General features: G+C 62.1%; 17 protein-coding genes. 7 read left to right on the forward strand and 10 right to left on the reverse strand.

Annotated elements, in window-relative coordinates:
- The first annotated feature begins 233 nt into the window (after positions 1 to 233).
- The 6 genes from LLY24_RS03045 (at position 234) to LLY24_RS03070 (ending at position 6,311) form a co-directional block, all read left to right on the forward strand.
- Positions 234 to 1,367, forward strand: coding sequence for an iron-containing alcohol dehydrogenase (locus LLY24_RS03045; protein WP_259034783.1), 1,134 nt, complete (start codon positions 234 to 236; stop codon positions 1,365 to 1,367).
- 106 nt (positions 1,368 to 1,473) lie between these two features.
- Positions 1,474 to 2,460 (forward strand): tripartite tricarboxylate transporter substrate binding protein, encoded by a 987-nt coding sequence (locus tag LLY24_RS03050; RefSeq protein WP_427854528.1) that lies wholly within the window; start codon positions 1,474 to 1,476, stop codon positions 2,458 to 2,460.
- 34 nt (positions 2,461 to 2,494) lie between these two features.
- The gene (locus tag LLY24_RS03055; RefSeq protein ID WP_259034784.1) at positions 2,495 to 3,292 is read left to right on the forward strand and encodes an HpcH/HpaI aldolase family protein; all 798 of its coding nucleotides are present in this window, start codon (positions 2,495 to 2,497) and stop codon (positions 3,290 to 3,292) included.
- Between the two features lie 47 nt (positions 3,293 to 3,339).
- Positions 3,340 to 4,320 (forward strand): tripartite tricarboxylate transporter substrate binding protein, encoded by a 981-nt coding sequence (locus LLY24_RS03060; protein ID WP_259034785.1) that lies wholly within the window; start codon positions 3,340 to 3,342, stop codon positions 4,318 to 4,320.
- A 9-nt stretch (positions 4,321 to 4,329) separates the two neighbouring features.
- Entirely contained in the window at positions 4,330 to 4,818 is a 489-nt protein-coding gene (locus tag LLY24_RS03065) for a tripartite tricarboxylate transporter TctB family protein (RefSeq protein ID WP_259034786.1), read from the forward strand.
- Positions 4,806 to 6,311 carry a tripartite tricarboxylate transporter permease gene (locus tag LLY24_RS03070; RefSeq protein WP_259034787.1) on the forward strand — a complete coding sequence of 502 codons (1,506 nt, stop codon included), beginning with the start codon at positions 4,806 to 4,808 and terminating at the stop codon, positions 6,309 to 6,311. Before LLY24_RS03065 ends, LLY24_RS03070 begins: the two co-directional genes overlap by 13 nt.
- An 84-nt stretch (positions 6,312 to 6,395) precedes the next feature.
- Here LLY24_RS03070 and araD1 read toward each other — a convergent pair whose 3' ends face one another.
- The 9 genes from araD1 to ltnD all read right to left on the reverse strand — a co-directional run bounded on the left by araD1 (position 6,396) and on the right by ltnD (position 15,705).
- Positions 6,396 to 7,388 (reverse strand): AraD1 family protein, encoded by a 993-nt coding sequence (araD1, locus tag LLY24_RS03075; RefSeq protein ID WP_259034788.1) that lies wholly within the window; start codon positions 7,386 to 7,388, stop codon positions 6,396 to 6,398.
- Between the two features lie 141 nt (positions 7,389 to 7,529).
- Positions 7,530 to 8,420 carry an NAD(P)-dependent oxidoreductase gene (locus tag LLY24_RS03080; RefSeq protein WP_259034789.1) on the reverse strand — a complete coding sequence of 297 codons (891 nt, stop codon included), beginning with the start codon at positions 8,418 to 8,420 and terminating at the stop codon, positions 7,530 to 7,532.
- Between the two features lie 52 nt (positions 8,421 to 8,472).
- Positions 8,473 to 9,930: an aldehyde dehydrogenase family protein gene (locus LLY24_RS03085; protein WP_259034790.1), complete on the reverse strand. Its 1,458-nt coding sequence runs from the start codon at positions 9,928 to 9,930 to the stop codon at positions 8,473 to 8,475.
- Positions 9,931 to 9,941: 11 nt separating this feature from the next.
- Positions 9,942 to 11,216: a TRAP transporter large permease gene (locus tag LLY24_RS03090; RefSeq protein ID WP_259034791.1), complete on the reverse strand. Its 1,275-nt coding sequence runs from the start codon at positions 11,214 to 11,216 to the stop codon at positions 9,942 to 9,944.
- On the reverse strand, positions 11,213 to 11,776 hold the full coding sequence (locus LLY24_RS03095) for a TRAP transporter small permease (RefSeq protein ID WP_259034792.1): 564 nt from the start codon (positions 11,774 to 11,776) through the stop codon (positions 11,213 to 11,215). The genes LLY24_RS03090 and LLY24_RS03095 overlap by 4 nt, the downstream gene beginning before the upstream one ends.
- A gap of 57 nt (positions 11,777 to 11,833) precedes the next feature.
- Positions 11,834 to 12,835: a TRAP transporter substrate-binding protein gene (locus tag LLY24_RS03100; protein ID WP_259034793.1), complete on the reverse strand. Its 1,002-nt coding sequence runs from the start codon at positions 12,833 to 12,835 to the stop codon at positions 11,834 to 11,836.
- 41 nt (positions 12,836 to 12,876) lie between these two features.
- Positions 12,877 to 13,869, reverse strand: coding sequence for a D-erythronate dehydrogenase (gene denD, locus LLY24_RS03105; RefSeq protein WP_259034794.1), 993 nt, complete (start codon positions 13,867 to 13,869; stop codon positions 12,877 to 12,879).
- A 72-nt stretch (positions 13,870 to 13,941) separates the two neighbouring features.
- Positions 13,942 to 14,736 carry a 2-oxo-tetronate isomerase gene (gene otnI, locus LLY24_RS03110; RefSeq protein WP_259034795.1) on the reverse strand — a complete coding sequence of 265 codons (795 nt, stop codon included), beginning with the start codon at positions 14,734 to 14,736 and terminating at the stop codon, positions 13,942 to 13,944.
- Positions 14,737 to 14,757: 21 nt separating this feature from the next.
- The gene (gene ltnD, locus LLY24_RS03115) at positions 14,758 to 15,705 is read right to left on the reverse strand and encodes an L-threonate dehydrogenase (RefSeq protein WP_259034796.1); all 948 of its coding nucleotides are present in this window, start codon (positions 15,703 to 15,705) and stop codon (positions 14,758 to 14,760) included.
- Positions 15,706 to 15,839: 134 nt separating this feature from the next.
- Here ltnD and LLY24_RS03120 point away from each other — a divergent pair, with 134 nt between their 5' ends.
- Positions 15,840 to 16,874: a LacI family DNA-binding transcriptional regulator gene (locus LLY24_RS03120; protein ID WP_259034797.1), complete on the forward strand. Its 1,035-nt coding sequence runs from the start codon at positions 15,840 to 15,842 to the stop codon at positions 16,872 to 16,874.
- Between the two features lie 40 nt (positions 16,875 to 16,914).
- Here LLY24_RS03120 and LLY24_RS03125 read toward each other — a convergent pair whose 3' ends face one another.
- Positions 16,915 to 17,859 (reverse strand): LysR substrate-binding domain-containing protein, encoded by a 945-nt coding sequence (locus LLY24_RS03125; protein ID WP_259034798.1) that lies wholly within the window; start codon positions 17,857 to 17,859, stop codon positions 16,915 to 16,917.
- Positions 17,860 to 17,886: the final 27 nt, after the last annotated feature.

Genomic DNA, 17,886 nt, shown 5'->3' on the forward strand with positions numbered 1-17,886 from the left:
CGGCGTTTATTGTTCATGCACTCTAACAAGCCCTCCCTAAGCGTCGATTAGACTATCGTTCAATATAATGATCATTGAATGCAATGTTCGTTTCTTTCTAGCTTGTCTTTTTATACTTGCTGACGCGTATACCTCTTCTCATTGAACCAAAGAAGTGGTTGCTGTTGGGTATTACTGTATGACACCTTAAAGTCAGATGGTCTGTACATTCATAAAAACAATGAGAAATTAAAATGTCCTTTATCATCAACTATTTGACCAAAATACATTTCGGTGAAGGGGCGGTTGCCGAACTGCCCGGTGAGTTGGCGGTGCTCGATATCACGCGGCCTTTGTTCGTCACGGACAAGGGGCTAGTTGCCACCGGACTCATCGACGACGTCATCGCCGCGGCTCGGTTAGAAGAGGCAGTCTGCGTATTCGAGGATACGCCTTCCAACCCCACGGAGGCGGCTGTCGACCAAGCATTGACCTTTCTGAACGAACATCGGTGCGATGGTCTCATCGCCGTGGGCGGTGGATCGAGCATCGACCTGGCCAAAGCGGTGGCGCTGCTGGCTCGTCATCCGGCGCCGCTTCGTCAGTATGCCGCGATCGAAGGCGGCGCTTCGAAAATCACCGACAGTGTTCTTCCGTTAATTGCCATCCCCACCACGGCGGGCACCGGTAGCGAAGTCGGTCGGGCGTCGCTGATCACCATGAACGATTGCCGCAAGCTCGGGTTTCTCTCCCCTCATCTCATTCCCGATGTTGCGATCTGCGACCCGCGATTGACGCTCGACTTGCCGCCGACGTTGACCGCGGCCACCGGCATGGATGCCATCGCCCACTGTGTGGAAACCTTCCTGAGTCCTAAAGCGAATCCGCCGGCCGACGCTATCGCTTTGGATGGTCTCACACGTGCCAGCGCGCACCTGGTCGAGGCGGTCGAGCAAGGCGAACGGCTGAGTGCGAGAAGCGAAATGATGATGGCGGCACTGGAGGGCGCGATGGCGTTCCAGAAAGGGCTTGGCGCCGTGCACTCCCTGTCGCATGCACTCGGCGGGCTGCACGAATTGAAACTTCACCACGGCACGCTCAACGCCGTGCTGATGCCCACTGTGCTGCGCTTCAACCAGCCTTCCTGCGAGGAGAAATTCGAGCGTCTCAAGCAGGCGATGGGCCTTGCGCCCGAAGAGGATCTGGCCGTCGCTTTCGAAGCGCTCAACGCGCGGTTGGGGATGCCTAAAGGCCTGGAAGCGATGGGAGTCGAGAAATATCACTTCAGCGATGTCGCCCAATGGGCGCTGGAAGATCACTCCACGGCCACCAATCCTCGCACACCCTCGAAAGAGGACTTTCAACGCATGCTGGAAGACGCTTTCTAGACAGCATTTTCGATCGCGCCGCACGCTTTGCAAGGCGCGAGGTAGGGCCCAGCCGTTTCACACAACAATCACAACAGCGCCAACTTCATCGAAAAGGATACCTGCCATGACAACGCCAAACCGTCCCTTGAGCGTACTGATCGCTTCCTCGCTCGCTGTCGCCATGGCGGCGGCTTCCGGCTCGGTGCTCGCGGACTATCCGGAGCGGCCCCTGACGCTGATCGTCCCCTGGGCCGCTGGGGGCGGCACCGATGCCACGGCGCGCACCATCGCACGCGCCTTGGAAGAGGAACTTGGTCAGAACGTCAACGTGGTCAATCGCACCGGCGGCAGCGGCGTGGTCGGCCATACCGCCATGATCAATGCCCGCCCGGATGGCTATACCATTGGTTTGGCGACCGGTGAGGTCAATATGATGCACTGGCAGGGGCTGACCAATCTGACGTTCGAGGACTTCACTCCGATCGCTCAGATCAACTACGACTTTCCAGGCATTCAGGTCGCCGCCGACTCCCCCTATGGAACGCTCGAGGAGCTGCTCGAGGCGATCCGCACCGAGCCCAAGGGTACCTTTACCGCCTCGGGCACCGGTCAGGGCGGCGTGTGGCACCTAGCGTTCGCCGGTTTCTTGATGGATCAGGGGATCGACGCGGATCAGGTGACGTGGATTCCCAGTGAAGGCGCGGCACCGGCGATGACCGAGCTGGTCTCTGGCGGTATCGATATCGTCCCCAGTTCGGTACCCGAGGCGCGTTCGATGATCGAGGCGGGCCGCGTCAAGAGCTTCGCGGTCATGTCACCGCAGCGCATCCCGAGCTTTCCCGATATCCCCACCACTCAGGAGCTGATCGGCAGCGACTACCAGGTGGGTGAGTGGCGTGGTATCGCCGGACCCAAGGGCATGGATCCGGAAATCGTCGCGACCCTCGAGGCCGCGCTCGAAGCCGCCTACCAAAGCGATACCTACCAGGAGTTCATGCAACAGCAGGGCTTCGGGACCGAGTGGCGCGACGCCGAGGCGTTTGGCCAGTTGATGCAAGAGATGGACGGCGTGTTCGGCGATATCGTCGAGCAGGTTGGGCTCGCCAACTGATCGAACGGCCGACGGCCGAGTGAGGAGCACTGACATGCAAATACCCACGAACACCTTCAAGCGTGCGCTGGAAACCTATGCCCCTCTCTGGGGGTGCTGGGCCGGCTTTGCCAGCGGCTACGCCACGGAAATCATTGCCGGTACCGGCTTCGACTGGCTGCTGATCGATGGCGAGCATGCACCCAATACGCTGCCCACCATTCTTGCCCAGCTGCAGGCCGTCGCCGCCTATCCGACGGCGCCGGTAGTGCGCTGCGTCAACCACGACCCGGCGCTGATCAAGCAGCTTCTGGATATCGGCACGCAGACGCTGATGGTGCCCATGGTCGAAAGCGCCGAGCAGGCAGCGGCGCTGGTTCGCGCGACCCGTTACCCGCCTCACGGTATTCGTGGGGTCGGGGGTGGCGTGGTGCGCGCCACGCGCTGGGATGGCGTGGACGACTACCTGAACAAGGCCGCCGACTCGCTTTGCCTGATCGTTCAGGTCGAGTCGCCCAAGGGCGTCGAGCAGGTCGAAGCAATCGCCGCGACCGAGGGCGTGGATGCGGTGTTCGTCGGCCCGGCGGATCTCTCGGTGGGCATGGGGTACCCGGGAAACCCGAGCCACCCGGAGGTGCAGACCGCGATTCGCAAAGTGATCGAGACGGTGAAGGCGGCGGGCAAGCCGGTGGGCATTCTGGCGCCCATGGAAGAGGATGCGCGGCGCTACCAGTCGCTGGGCTGCCAGTTTATCGCCGTCGGCATCGACATCAGCCTGATGCGTCAGGGTGCGCTTTCCACTATTGGCTTGTACAAGGAGCGGCCCGCCGAGCGCCCCTCGAGAACCTATTGATACTCATACCCACAATCATCAACAACAAGACGGTACAGGAGTTCGCAATGAAAAAGCTCACCATTGGACGCAAGGCGCTGTGCTCTTCGGTGGTACTGACGGCGCTGCTGGCAACTTCGGCTCAGGCGGATTATCCGGAGCGGCCGCTTACCTTGATCGTGCCCTGGGCGGCGGGGGGCGGCACCGACGCCACCGCGCGCACCATCGCACGCGCCCTGGAAGAGGAGCTGGGGCAGAACGTCAACGTGGTCAACCGTACCGGCGGCAGCGGCGTGGTCGGCCACACCGCGATGATCAACGCGGCACCCGATGGCTATACGCTGGGGCTGGCCACCGTGGAAGTGAACACCATGCACTGGCTGGGCCTGACGGATCTCACTCATGAAGACTTCACGCCGATCGGCCAGATCAACTACGACCCGCCCGGCATTCAGGTGGCCGCCGACTCACCCTACGAGAACCTGGGCGATCTGCTCGAAGCGATTCGTAGCGCCCCTCAGGGCGGCTTCACGACTTCGGGCACCGGGCAGGGCGGCATCTGGCATCTCGCCTTCACCGGGTTTTTGCTGGATCAGGATATTCCCGTCGATCAGATCGTGTGGATTCCCAGCGAAGGCTCGGCGCCGGCGATGACGGAGCTGGCCTCCGGCGGTATCCAAGCGGTGTCGACATCGGTGCCCGAAGCGCGATCGATGATCGAGGCCGGTCGGGTGAAAAGCCTGGCGGTCATGGCGCCGGAGCGGCTCGCGGCCTTTCCCGATATCCCCACCACGCGTGAGCTGGTGGACAGCACCTACCAGGTCGGCGCGTGGCGCGGCATCGTCGGCCCCCAGGGTATGGATGAAGAGGTCGTGGCCACGCTCGAAGCCGCACTGGAGGCTGCCTACCAAAGCGACACTTACCAGGATTTCATGTCCCAGCGCGGCTTTGGCACCGAGTGGCGTGACGCCGAGGCGTTCGGCCAGATGATGCAGGAGATGGACGGCGTGTTGGGTGAGATCGTCGAGCAGGTTGGCCTGGCCAACTAAGGAGACCGCATGCGGGATTTGTTTGCCGGGCTGGCGTTCTTTGCTGCCGGCGTCGCCACCATCATTACAGCCCAGCAGTTTCCCACCCTGCCCAGCCTGCAGTATGGGCCATCACTGTTCCCCTCCATCGTAGGAGGGGGATTTTGTCTCGGTGGGGCGGCACTGGCTGTCAACGCGCTACTGGCGAGGCGACAACTTGCGCTGGCGCGCGGGGCGGATGATGAGCCGCCTCCCGTCGCACAGAAAATGCGGTGGACCATGGTGCTGCCGCCGCTGGCCGTGCTCTTCTACATCGTCGCCAGCGACTACCTGGGCGCGGCGCTCACCATGGCGCTGATCATGCTCACTCTCATGTTGGTGCGCAAAACCGCGCCGCTGATCGCGCTGGCCGCCTCGACGCTGGTGGCGCTTTCGATCTACTTCGTCTTCTCGCGTTACTTGCTCATTCCGCTACCGCAAGGCGCGCTGTTCGAAGGGGGGCTGCCATGGATATTCTGATCAATGGTATGAGCCTGGTGCTCAATGTCGAAACATTGATGGTCATCTTCCTCGCCTCGCTGTTCGGTATCTTCGTCGGCGCCGTACCGGGGCTGACGGCGACCATGGCGGTGGCGCTGCTGGTGCCCTTGACCTTTTACATGGATACGATTCCGGCCATCGCCGCGATCGTGACCACCTCGGCGATGGCGATTTTCGCCGGCGATATTCCGGGTACCTACCTCAATATTCCGGGCACGCCGGCTTCCGCCGCCTACGTCGGGGAGTCCCACGCGCTGGCCAAAAAGGGTCGGGCAAGGGAGGCGCTGGGCATCAACCTGGTATGCTCGGTGTTCGGCGGAATCTTCGGCACTATCATCCTGATCGTGGTGGCGCAGTCGCTGGCGGAAGTGGCGCTTCAGTTCAGCGCCTTCGAGTACTTCTGGTTGGCGGTGTTGGGCTTGAGCTGCTCGATCTTCATTTCCATTGGCTCGCGTATCAAGGCATTTCTGTCGCTTTTGTTCGGCGTACTGCTGTCGACCGTCGGACTCGACATGATGAGCGGTGCGCCGCGCTTTACCTTCGGCGTGCCGGACCTGATGGCCGGGATCAATTTCATTCCGGTGATGATCGGCATGTTCGCACTCAACGAACTGATCAGCTACTACGGCTCACGTTCGGAAAAGAAGAACATCGGCATCGACGATAGCGACAGCGTCTTTCGTCTGGTGCCCAATCACTTGAAGCGCTACTGGCGCAACATGGTACGCGGAAGCTCCATCGGTACGCTGATCGGCGCACTGCCTGGGGCTGGCGCGGATATCGCCGCCTGGATCTCCTACGGGGTCGGCAAAGGGCGCTCGAAAGAGAAGCAGATGTACGGCACCGGCAACGTCGAGGGGATCGTCGACGCCAGCTCCGCCAACAACTCTGGGATCAGCGGCGCCTGGGTGCCCGCGCTGGTGTTCGGTATCCCCGGTGATTCGATCACCGCGATCGTGATCGGCGTGCTCTATATGAAGGGAATGAACCCGGGGCCCACTATCTTCATGGACAGCACGGGCATGATTTACGCGCTGTTTCTGGTATTCATCGTCGCCAATCTGATGATGCTGCCGGTCGGCTACGCGGCCATTCGCCTCTCGAAGCTCTTCATCCTCACCCCTAGCCGCATCCTCATGCCGGTCATCCTGTGCTTTTGTATCGTGGGCGCCTTCGCTATCAACAACAGCGTGGTGGATATCTGGCTGATGTTGATCGTGGGTCTGGTGGCGTATCTGCTGGCGGTGAACGACTTCCCCATGGCGCCGGCCATTCTGGGGTTGGTGCTGGGAAAGGTGGTGGAGAACAACTTCATGAGCGCCATGCTGCGCACCGGCGGTGATCTGACGAGCTTTTTCGCCAGGCCGATCAGCGTCGGGCTCGGGGTTGCCGTAATTCTCTTGTGGTGCTCGCCGCTGCTGATCAAGGCGTATCGCCACTACCGGGAAAAAAACGCTTCCGCTTCCTTGTAAATCCACCCGAACCCAAAGCGCCGCAAATGAATGATTCGCGGCGCTTTGCTTTATAAAACGACGTTACACATCGCCAGATTTTCGTCAAAGAGGGCGTACACCGATCGGTGGCTCTTTTGTCTCCTGCTCCAACGGGTTGCGTAGCGCCTTACCGAAGGCCGGAATACTGATTTCGAAACGATCGCCCGCTTGAGTCTTAATATCGTCGGCAAAGCTCAACGTCGCCGTTCCGAAAAAATGCACGTGTACGTCGCCCGGGCGACGAAAGCCGGCATACTTGAAGTGGTGATGCTCGAGATTGGCCAGGCTATGGGCCATATTGGCTTCGCCGGTCAAAAAAGGTTTTTCCCAGAGGGTGTTGCCATCGCGAACGATGCGGCTGACGCCCTCGAGGTGTTCCGGCAGCTCCCCCACCAGCATTTCGGGGCCGAAACTGCAGGCCCGCAGCTTCGAGTGCGCCAGCCACAGGTAGTTGAAGCGTTCGGTGACGTGATCAGAAAACTCGTTACCCAACGCGTAGCCGATGCGCCGGGGTTGCCCGTCGTCATCGATGATATAAAGACCGGCAAGCTCGGGCTCCTCACCGGCGTCTTCTGCGAAGAAAGGCGAGGCAATGGGGTGCTCGGGCGCGACGACGCATTGACCGTCGCCCTTGTAGAACCACTCGGGCTGGGCGCCCTGCTGGCCGTCTTCAGGCTTGCCTCCCTCGACGCCGAGCTTGAACATACGCATGGAGTCGGTGAGTTCGTCTTCGCTCGCTTGAGTCTTGGCATGCATGGCCGAGCGCGTGTCGGCACTGCCCAGGTGAGTCAGGCCGGTGCCGGTGACCAGGCAGTGGGCCGGGTCCGGGTGCGTCAAGGGCGGTAACAGCCGCCGTTCGTCCACCAAACGCTGGTAATCGAGTCGGCGCTCGCTTCGGCGTGACCGAACGGCTTGCTCGAGCGAGGTTCCTTCCGCGATGGCGGCTCGCGCCAGGGCGTAGGTGCCGCCTTCGATATCGACGCCCCGAACGCGTTGGGCATCCTCTACTTCGGCTACCCGCAGGTGGTCTTGTTCGACGTACTGAATCAGCCGCATTGTCATTTGTCCTTATTGGCGTTTATTGAAAGATCCGGTAGTAACCCGGGATGGCATTGAAGGCACGTACTTCTTTTGGTCATGTTCAACATAAGTGCTGATATGTTGTGGGTAAAGAGGCGCTATAGGGAAATGGCGGGCTTAGTAGCTGCGCGTTTCGAGTAGGCCGATCAGTTCGGGAACCGCCATAGTCTGATCCTCGACACCGGCATAAAGCGAAGCCACGGCGCTGGCAATGCCCCTGGATGTTTCCAACTCGTCAGTCATGGCGTGGTAGTAGCCAAGATCCTTGTGGGCGTTCGCCACGCTGAAACGAAACCCGCTGGCATCTCCCGATTCGATGAACGGGCGTAGCCGCTCCAGTACCACGCCGCCTCCGCCGCCCTTGCTCAATACTTCCAGCAGGACGTGATCGTCGATACCGGCGCGGCGTGACGCTGCGGTGGCCTCGGCCAGTACGGCGGAAAAGCCAAGTGACACGTAGTTGTGCAGCAGTTTCAGGGTATGGCCGGCACCGACCGGGCCGGCATGGGTGATGACCTCGGCAAAGCTTTCAAAAAGCGGTCGCAGACGGTCGAAATGCTCGCTCGAGGCGCCGACGATGAGGTTCAGCCGCCCCTGCTCGGCCTCCTTGGGCGTGCGCGTCATGGCGGCGTCGACCAGATGCGCGCCCGCTTGCTCGACGCGGGCGGCAACGCTTGCTGTAGAGCTTGGTAGCGACGTCGAGCAGTCGATTACGATGGCGCCAGGTACAAGACCTTCCAACACGCCTTCCGGTTCGAACAATACGGCTTCCACCTGGGGGGAGCCGGTCACGCAGAGCACGACGATCTGCGCTTTTTCGGCCACCTCGCGGGCGCTGGCGCACGACACTGCGCCCGCAGCCAGCAGATCCTCCACTGGCTGGTTGCCCGGATGGTCGAGAAAGGCCAGCGAGTAGCCGGCCTTGAGAATGTTGTTGGCAATGCCGTGGCCCATCAAGCCGACGCCCACGATACCAATGTGCTGATCCGATCCAACGGTGTCATTCATGGACAATATTCCTGTGTCTTTTAAAGTCGGGCTGCACCACTTTACGCAGGCCTTAGCCGTGGCGAAGTGCAACGGTCTTGATGCGTGTATAGCTACGAAGCCCCTCGAACCCCTTTTCCCGCCCGAAGCCCGAGCGCCCCACGCCGCCGAAGGGCAGTTCGACCCCACCGCCGGCGCCGTAGTTGTTGACGAAGACCTGGCCGCTGCGAATGCCCCTGGCAAGTCTCAGCTGACGGCCGCCATCCCGGGTCCAGATACCGGCGCAGAGACCAAAATCGGTGGCGTTGGCCAAGTGCTGCGCTTGCGCTTCATCATCGAAGATCTGCACCGCCAGTACCGGGCCGAAAAGCTCCTCGCGCAACACGGTGTGGCCATCGGGAATCTCGGTGAGAAGATGCGGCACGACGAAGTGGCCTGCAGGCGAGGCGCGTTCATCGAGCTGGCCCTTGGCCGCCACGCGAATGCCGTCGGCTTTGGCCCGGGCTAGCCGCTCATCGAGTCGAGCTTTCTGGCGCGCATTGATCAAGGGGCCGCAGTCGGCGTCCTCTTCGCCTGGCGCGCAGCGAAGCGCCGAAAAGCGCTCGGCAAGGCGCTCGATAAAGGTTTCCGACACGCCTCGCTGCACCAGCAGGCGGCTGCCCGCCGAGCAGGTTTGCCCCGCATTCTGGATGATGCCGCGCACGACCGCATCAAACGCGCTCTCAAGGTCAGCGTCGTCGAACACGATTTGCGGCGACTTGCCGCCCAGCTCCAGGGTCACGGGTACGTGATGCTCGGCCGCCGCCTGGGCCACCTGGGTGCCGGTTTCCGGCGAACCGGTGAACGAAAGATGATCGATGGCCGGATGCGCGGCCAGCGCCGCACCCGCTTCGTGGCCAAGCCCCGGCACCACGTTGAGTACGCCGGGCGGTAAACCGCTTTCGACGGCGAGCTTCGCCAGGCTCAGCACGCTCAGGCAGGCGTCCTCGGCGGGTTTGAGCACCACGGTATTGCCCGTGGCTAGCGCCGCGGCCACACAGCGGCCGAAGATCTGCGCCGGGTAGTTCCAGGGAGTGATCTGCGCACACACGCCGTAGGGCTCGCGCAGGGTCAACACGGTGTAACCCTCCTCAAAAGGCAGGGTTTCACCGTGAAGCTTATCGGCGCCGCCAGCGTAGAAGCGAAAGTAGTGCGCGCACGCCTTGATGTCCGCACGTGCCTGGGTCAGCGGCTTGCCGGTATCCAGGCACTCCAGCGCGGACAGGTTTTCATGGTGCGTTTCGATGGCCTCGGCAAAGGCGTAAAGCCAGGCGCTTCGCTGGCGCGCGCTCCAGCGCGCCCACTCGCCCAGCTCGCCGGTAAACGCGTGCCTGGCAGTGGCGACCGCCTCGTCCACGTGATCGGCGCCGCAGCGGGCGATCCGCGTAACGGTTTCGGCGCGGGCGGGCGCCTCGACCTCCAGGGTGGCGCCGGTATCGATCCATTGATTACCAATCAGCGCCGCTTGAGGTGGAAATTCGGCCACATCCATTGAAAAGCTCCTTAGCCGTAAAGCAGGTTCACAAGGCCCATTGAAATCCAGGGCATATAGGTAATCGCCATCAGACACGCCAGCACCACCAGCACGAACCGCAAAAGCCAGGGCAGCATCTGGTCGATGGAGATTCTGGCCACCGCGCAGGCGGCGAACAAATTTACCCCCAGCGGCGGGGTGATCATTCCAAGGGCCAAATTGACCACCATGATCAACCCGAAATGGACCGGATGAACGCCGAACTGAATCGCGATCGGGGTAAGAATCGGCGCTAACACCAGAATGGCGGCTCCGGTTTCAATGAACATGCCGACCACGAGCAGCAGCGCGTTGACCGCGAGTAAAAACGCCCAGGGGCTTTCGAACATGGCCGTTACCCACGTGGCCACGTGAGCGGGAAGCCCCGAGCGGCTGATCAGAAAACTGAATAGTGCTGCCGCTGAAATGATCAACATGACCGCGGCCGTCGAGATGACGCTTTGGCGCAAGACCGGCACCAGATCGGCGAGCTTGAGTTCACGGTAGCAAGCACCGACCACCAGAGCGTAGAACACCGCCACCGCCGAGGCTTCGGTCGGGGTGAAAACGCCGCCGTAGATGCCCCCGATCACCACCACCGGCATCAGCATGGCCGCCCAGGCACGCTGAAAGGAGGTCACGAAGCTCGTGCGGTTCTGACTATCTTGAAGGCCGAAGCCGCGTAGCTTGCAGAACACGTACAAAAACACCAACAGCGCCAGCCCGATCAACACGCCAGGACCGATACCCGCGATGAACAGCTGGCCGATGGACGTGTTGGTACTCACCCCGAACAGGATCAAGGGAATGGAGGGCGGAATCAGCACTCCAAGCTCCGCGGATGACGCCTGAATGGAGGCGGCCAGGGGCTTGGGGTAGCCGTGACGCACCATGGCGGGAATCAGTATCGCCCCGATGGCGAAGGTGGTCGCTACACTCGAGCCGGACACGGCGGCGAACATCATGCAGGTGAGCACGCAGGTCATGGCTAGACCGCCCTGCACGCCGCCCACGATCGACTTGGCCAGATCGACCAGCCGATTGGAGATACCGCCGGCGGCCATCAGGTTACCCGCCAAGATAAAGAAGGGAATGGCCATCAGTGGGAAGTTGTCGAGCCCTACGAACAGCTGCTGGGGCACCATGACCAAAGGAAAACGCGAGAAGAACTCGATACCGATGATCGAGGCCAGCATGATCGAGATCGCGATCGGCACACCGGTGGCGAACAGGATCAGAAGCGACAGTCCGATGGCAAGGTTCATGGGCGAGCCTCATCGTGAGACGCGGGCCGCGCGGGGTGAGCGCTACTCGAGTCGATGGCCTCATCGTGAACCGGCCCCAATGATTCGAGACCAACGCTCTGAGCGAGTAGCCGGGCGATCACCGCCAGTATGGCGAAGGCGCTGCCTACGGGAATGGCCGCGTAGGCCCAGGCCATGGATACCTCCAGCGCGGAGAGCATCTGGCTACTGACGCGCTGGGTCATCTGGATGCCGTAGATCAGCAGTACCGCCAGTACCAGCAGACAGCAGAGCCCGATAAACCACTCCAGCGCCAGCAGGGCGCGTTTGGGGACTAGCTTGTAGATGACTTCCACCGCCATCATGAAGCCGCCGCGAAAGGTGGCCGCAGCGGCCATGAACACGCACCAGATCATCGTTGCGCGCGACAGCGTCTCCGACCAGGTCGACGGCGCGTTGAAGAGAAACCGCGTAAGCACTTGATAGAACCCCAGTGACACCGACACGATCAACATCACGATCGCTACCGCCAATGCCAGCCGATTCAGCACCTGCTCAAGGCGTAAAAACCAGGACACCATGTGCCACCCCATCCGCCAGATAAGTAAAAACGTGGCGCCGAAGCGCCACGCTCAGGCTCAGCAGTCGCTGTTGCGAATACGCTCCAGCATGTCGTCGCCGTACTGCTCGACGAACTCGGCGTTCACCTCTTCAATGGCGCTCTGGAACGGAGCGGGGTCGACGTTATCGGTCACCGTCATACCCTGTTCCTGCAAGAAAGCGACCCCTTCCTCTTCCAGACGCGATACCTCGGCCCGGGTTGCCTCGGCCGCCGCCCGAGCCGCTTCATCGAACCAGACGCGCTGTTCATCGCTCAGTCCATCGATCAGCACCGGCGAGCCGAGCACGATGGCGGGGGAGTAGACGTGGCCGGTCAACGACAGCTGATCCTGCACTTCATAAAGGTTGGCCGCCACGATCACCGTGAGCGGGTTTTCCTGACCGTCCACGGTGCCCTGCTGAAGGGCGGTGAAGAGTTCCGGCATCGCCATCGGCGTTGGGCTTGCGCCGAGGTCTTCGAAGGCCTGCTGATGAATGCGGTTTTCCATGGTGCGGATCTTCAGCCCGCGCACGTCCTCGGGGGATTCGATGGCACGGCGGCTATTGGTGATATGGCGAAAGCCGTTCTCCGCCCAGGCAAGCCCGACCAGATCATGCTCGCCCATCTTGTCGAGCAGCTCCTGGCCGATTTCGCCGTCGAGTACGCAGCGGGCCTGATCGTAGCTGGTGAACAGAAACGGCAGATCGAGCACGTAGGTTTCCGGTACGAAGTTGCCCAGCGGCCCGGTCGAGGTGATGACCACGTCGACGGTGCCGATCTGCAGCCCTTCGATCATGGCCCGTTCGCCGCCCAGCGAGCCGCTGGGGTGGTCGGTCACGGTAAATTCGCCGTCGGATAGACGCTCGAGCGTCTCCTTGAACGCCCGGGAGCCGGCGCCATAGTGAGAGTCGCTGGAAATGGCGTAGCCTACGCTGACTTCCGTGGCCGCCTGGGCCTGCAAGGATAGACCGGCCAGCGCCAGCGTGGTCGCCGCGCCGATGGCGGTGGCAAGGGTCGATTTAGCGAAACGAGAGGTCATGGTGATGCTCCTTTATTGTCGTTGTTACGAGGCTTTCGTTGTTACCGCGATGGGCGCTCGGCGCTCCCGCCGGGTTCGCTTTCTGACAAATGGGCGTCGAGGATCTCCCGGAAGCTTTGATCGCCGATAAAGCCGAGCCTCTCGGCCTTGCGCGGGGTGAAGCGCGCGGGCCAGCTCGCCACTAGCGACGCGATGCGCGGGTCGGGTTCGTGGCGAACTCGTGCCACGGCCTCGGGCCCCGCCGTTTCACTCAATGCTTCCAGCATCTCGGTCACATCGGTGGTAATGCCCGGAAGGATGAGCGCGCGAAACGCGCCCAGCGCCTCGGATGAAAGCTCTGCTCCGTGCATCAGCGCGTCGATCACGCGGGCCGGCGACATCACGAACATCGCCTGGTCGCGGGGGACCGGGCAGATCGCTTCCTGCTGGTTCAAGGGTTCGCGCAGAATGCTGGAGGCGAAGCTCGACGCCGCCGCGTTAGGCCGCCCCGGGCGCACCACGATGGTCGGCAGGCGCAACACGCGGCCGTCGATCAATTCGCGGCGGCTGTAGTCGTTGATGAGCAGCTCACACATCGCTTTCTGCGTACCGTAGGAGGTTTGCGGCTGCAGCGCGGTCATATCATCCAGCACCTCCGGCAGTTCTCCGCCGTACACGGCCACGGAGCTCGCCATGACCAGGCGGGTTTCGCTCAGTTGGTGGGCTCGACACCCCTCCAGCAAGGCGCGCGTGGCGTCGAAGTTGACCGCCATGCCCAGGTCCAGGTCGGCCTCGGCGGCGGCGCTGACCACCGCCGCCAGATGAAAGATGACGTCAGGGCGCTGTTCCAGGAGAGTATCGAACGCGTTCGGGGCGCTGATATCGATGGCGTGGCTCTCGAGCGAAATGCCCGGCGTTTCGGGCGCCTCGGCTTGGCTCTGGTCGACCAGCGTCATGTGCGTAATGGGCTGATCGCAAAGCGTTTGGCGCTGGAGCAGTTGATGGAGAAGACGCTGGCCGAGAAAACCGGCGGCTCCCGTGATCAGAATATGCATGTTGGGCGTTTCCTCGTCGTATTGTGGTTGTTGGTTTTCAAGACGATTCATCTTCACTCGACCCGCGTCGGGTCACGGCACCAGTCCGTAATCGCGCCCCCAGCCAAGCCCGTCGCGCGTCTTTCCGGCGGGCCGGTACTCGCAGCCGATCCAGCCGTCATAGCCCAGCGCCTCGAGCCTTTCGAACAAGGCCGGATAGTGAATTTCGCCGACATCGGGTTCGTGGCGTTCAGGCGCGCCGGCTACCTGCACATGGCCAATGGCGTCGAACTGCTTCTCCAGATGGCGGATCAGGTCGCCTTCCATGACTTGGCAGTGATAGAGATCGAACTGAAGCTTGAGGTTGGGCGCCTCGACCTGCCTGAGTACCTCCATGGCCTGCGCCTGTCGCGACAGAAAATAGTTCGGCATGTCGCGGCGGTTAATGGGCTCGATCAGAAGTGTCCGGTCCAGTTTGGCTGCTTCCCTGGCGGCATAGCGCAGATTGCGCAGGTACGTGGCTTCATGCTCGGCGCGAGTCGACGCATTGGCCTGGTCGGGCAGTACGCCCGCCATGGCGTGGATTTGTGGGCAGTCCAGCGCTTCGGCGTATTGCAGGGCCTGGATGACCGAGTCGCGAAACTCGGCCTCGCGACCGGGGAGGCTGGCAAGCCCTCGCTCACCCGCTTCCCAATCCCCCGGCGGCAGGTTGAACAGCACTTGCGTCAGCTGCGTCTGCTCGAGGGCGTCGCGTAGTTCCCGTGCGCTATAGGCGTAGGGAAACAGGTACTCGACACCCTTGAACCCGGCCTCGGCTGCGGCCGAAAACCGGTCCATGAACGCATGTTCGTTGAACATCATGGTGAGGTTGGCGGCTAATCGAATCATGGTGCCGTGCTACCTTTCATGTCATTTCCTGGGGCTGACCTGAACCGTGTCATCGTTGGCGGCGCTTGGCAGGGTAATACCGGAGAGCTTTTGATAAACCTTGATGACCGCCGCATCGTCCTCTCGGCCGAACCCCGCCCCGCTTGCCGCCATGAACTGCTGTAGCGCGCTCGCGGCCACCGGGGTCGCCATCGAGAGCTCGCGCCCGGTCTGGTGTACGAGATCGAGATCCTTGACGAAGATATCCACGGCCGACAGCGGCGTGTAGTCGCCGCTGAGAATATGCGGAACGCGATTCTCGAACATCCAGGAATTGCCCGCCGAGTGAGTGATTACCTCGAAGACGACCTCGGGAGCGAGTCCCATTCGAATCCCAAGCGCTACGGCTTCGGCGGCGCTGGCGATATGAACCCCCGCCAGCAGTTGATTGACGAGCTTCATGCTCGAACCGACACCGGGAGCGTCTCCCAGGCGATAGACGTGGGCGGCCATGGCATCGAGCACGGACTGCGCCTGGGCGAAAGTCTCGGGCGCGCCGGAGGCCATGACTGAAAGCTCGCCGCTTTTCGCCCTGGCTGCGCCGCCGCTGATGGGAGCATCGAGCATTCCCAGCCCGTGCGACGTCAGGCGCGCGTGCAGCGCTTTGGCTTGGCTTGGAGCGATCGTGGCGCATTGAAGGATCAGGCTGCCCCGGGCCAGCGTGGAGGCCAGCCCCTGTTCACCAAATAACACCTGTTCGACCTGATGACCGTTGATGACCACCGTCAATACGATCTCGCAATCATGCAACTCGGCGGGGCTCTCGACGCTGGCGCCGCCCAGGGCGACGAACGCCGTACGCGCCGAGGCGTTGATGTCGCAGCCGGTCACATCGAAGCCGCTTTGGTGCAGGGTTTCGGCGATCCCCAGCCCCATGGCGCCAAGTCCAATGACGCCGACGCGGGCCGGGCGTGGTCGTTGCGTGCTCACCAGGCGTTACCTCTGTCTTGTTGTTATGACCGATTCGACGGATCGCTCGGGAAAAACGCCAATGATAGCGCTACCATTACGTTCTAGATGACCCTTCGCCCAGCGACAAGCCCAACGATCAGGATGTGTGACTAATGTCTAAAGCCGCTTTCGATACGATCAAGCCGCGCCGTCGCTCCGATCAGGTGACGCTTGGACAGGTAGCCAAAGCCGCAGGGGTGTCGCCGATGACGGTGTCGCGAGCGCTGAATCACCCCGACAAGGTCAGCGACCGGACGCGTCAAAGCGTGCTGGATAGTGTCGAGCGTTTGGGATACGTGCCCAATCGGGTCGCCGGCAGCCTCGCTTCCTCACGCTCTTCGCTGGTCGCCGTGATCGTGCCTTCCTTGAGCAACAGTGTTTTCGTCGAAGTCATCAAGGGGCTGCAGGAAACCCTGGAAGGCGAAGGCTACCAGCTGCTGCTCGGCAACACCGACTACGACCTGGATCGCGAGTATCAGCTGGTGCGCACGTTCATGGGGTGGTCCTGCTCGGCGCTGGTCATGGCGGGGCTGCGCCATAGCGAGGCGAGCCATACGCTGCTGACGAACGCCAGCCATCCGATCATGGAGATTATGGAGCTTGGGCCGAGTCTCGACCTCAACGTTGGTCTGGACCATGTGGCGGCGGGTCGCTGCATGGCGCGTCATCTCCTCGAGCGGGGCTACCGGCGCATCGTTTATGTCGGTGCGCGGCTCGGCGACGACTATCGAGCGTTCATGCGCTACCAGGGGCACCGGGAGGTTCTCGAGTGCGCCGGCCTCGAGGCGCCGCTTGTGGAGTTGGAGACCCTGGGAAGCCTCGAGGCCGGCGCGCTGGGTCTGGCCCGGGTGTCGAGAGAGTACCCAGCGGCGCAGGCGATCCATTTTGCCAACGACGATCTCGGCGCCGGGGCGCTGCTGGCGGCAAACCGCCAGGGGCTACGGGTTCCCGAGGATATCGCCATCGCCGGGTTCAACGGGTTGGCGTTTGGCCAGCACATCACGCCCCGTCTCACGACGATCGTCTCGCCCCGCGAAACCATGGGCCGCTTGGCGGGGCAGGCGCTGATTCGCCGACTCGCCGGCCAGCACGTTCACCGCAAGCGTCACGATGTTGGCTTCACTTTGCAACCCGGCGAAAGTACGTGAGTGCTAACGGGCGGGCGTATTGGGCGCGCCAGAAGAGCCATCAGCGCTTGTCCCGGGCGACCAGTGATCGCAGCTCGCTCATCAGTACCGCCGCCCCCGGCGACAGCCGGCGATGACGAAGGCTGACCAGGCCATAAGGCTGCACGCTCAGCGTTTCGTCGAACGTCAATCGACGAAAGCGATGCGGCGCACAGAGCAGGTCCGCGGTTTCCCGGGTGATGACCGTCAGGGTGTCTGATTTCGACACCAGCGCCAGCGAGACCAGCAGGTCGGCGGTATCGACCACTTGGCGCGGCGGCGCAATTTGGTGATGCAGAAACAGGCTGTCGACCCGCTGGCGCATCAAGGCGCCAGGAGGTTGTAGCGCCCAGGGAAAGGTGGCCATATCGGTAAGGGTAGGGGTCGCGTCGTGTGCCAGCGGGTGCCCTTCACGGCAGATGAAACAGAGCTGCTCCTCGCCGATCTCCTCGAAGACGAAGTGCTCGATATCGCTGCCCGCTGGAATGCGGGTGATGGCGAAATCGAGTTCGCCCTCCAAAAGGCGCGGCACCAGCGCCTTGCTCACGTCCACATCGACGCTGATCTTGAGCGCCGGGCGGTCGCGATGCACGCGCTCGATGGCGCTGGTCAGAAGCGTCACCGCCGGTGCCATGACCGTGCCGACAGCCACGGTCCCCTGATGGCCGTCGTGCAGCGCCGAAAGTTCCTCCCCCGTATGGCGCAGCGCCGAGAGCACGCTGTGCGCTTGGCGAATCATTACTTCACCATACCAATTGGGCGTCAGCCCACGTGGCTGGCGCTCGAAAAGGCGCACCCCCAACCCCGCCTCGAGATCGCCCAGAAGCTTGGACGCCGCGGGTTGGCTGATGCCGAGCTGGCGCGCCGCGCGGTGCAGGTTACGCTGCTCGTCCAGCGCGATGAAAAGCTGAAAATGACGCAACTTTAGTCGAGCGTCGAGAAACCACTCCTCTGCCAATTTGCCCATGAAACAAGCCTTCCTCTGATTGCAATA

Source organism: Halomonas dongshanensis, from assembly GCF_024790395.1.
GTDB lineage: Bacteria > Pseudomonadota > Gammaproteobacteria > Pseudomonadales > Halomonadaceae > Vreelandella > Vreelandella dongshanensis.